Source organism: Phenylobacterium kunshanense, from assembly GCF_003254525.1.
GTDB classification, from domain to species: Bacteria; Pseudomonadota; Alphaproteobacteria; order Caulobacterales; family Caulobacteraceae; genus Phenylobacterium; species Phenylobacterium kunshanense.
This window is the reverse complement of sequence record NZ_QFYS01000027.1, coordinates 1-792: the sequence shown is the minus strand read 5'-3', so window position 1 is coordinate 792 and position 792 is coordinate 1. Positions and strand designations below refer to the sequence as shown.

The window sequence follows — 792 nt, the reverse complement described above, 5'->3', positions numbered from 1 at the left end:
GCGTCGGCTGCCTGCGATCCTCACCCGCGACGTAGGGGCTCATCTGCGCCCCGATATCGTGATGTCAGAAGTCTGCGCTGCTTCGCATTCCTACGCAGCCGCGGTGGGCAGCAGACATTGGCATCCGTTTCCGAAGCGGTCACTTGGCCACGGCGGATCAAGGGGCCGGCGGCGGGTGGGCGATCGCCGGCCTGCGCACATCCAGCGTCCCGAGCGCACAGATCGCAAGATTGCCGTGCCGCAGACCACGGGCCCAACGGCCGGCGTGCGCCCTGAGGTGTCCCCAGCGATCAGCGCATTCGGCGCCCCCAATCGGGGGATGCCCGGCAGGGTCGCGGCCAATACACAGAGCTGACCTAGTGACCGAGTTCGGGGAGTGACATGGTGGTGTTCGATTGGAAGCGCGTTTCGTTGGCGCTCGCCGCCACGACGGGCGGCATGGCATTGGCCACAAGCGCTCACGCGACGGTGGTGCAATGGGCCGATCTGACGGATGCTTCAACTGACGCCGCTGGCGTGTGGACGATCAACGGAAACATCATGGTCGGAGGGGACGTTGTCGGGGTCACCTTCACAGGTACGGGCGTGCGGTTCGCACAGACGAATGGCGGCTACAATTACTATGAATCGGGGAACGCTTACACCAACGGCGAAGTGGAAAACCGCCCCGAAACGCCAGATATCATCGCGATCCAATCTGGAAGCTTGAAAACAATATCGTTTTCGAAAGCCGTTTCTAACGTCTATTTGGCGCTTGTGAGTTGGAACAACAACTCCGGCACCTTTAATCAG

1 protein-coding gene is annotated in these 792 nt (G+C 61.6%); it reads left to right on the top strand.

The annotated features are described in order from the left end of the window. Positions 1-381 precede the first annotated feature (381 nt). The coding region (locus DJ019_RS20800; protein WP_205854222.1) for a hypothetical protein at positions 382-792 on the top strand (411 nt) is incomplete at its 3' end.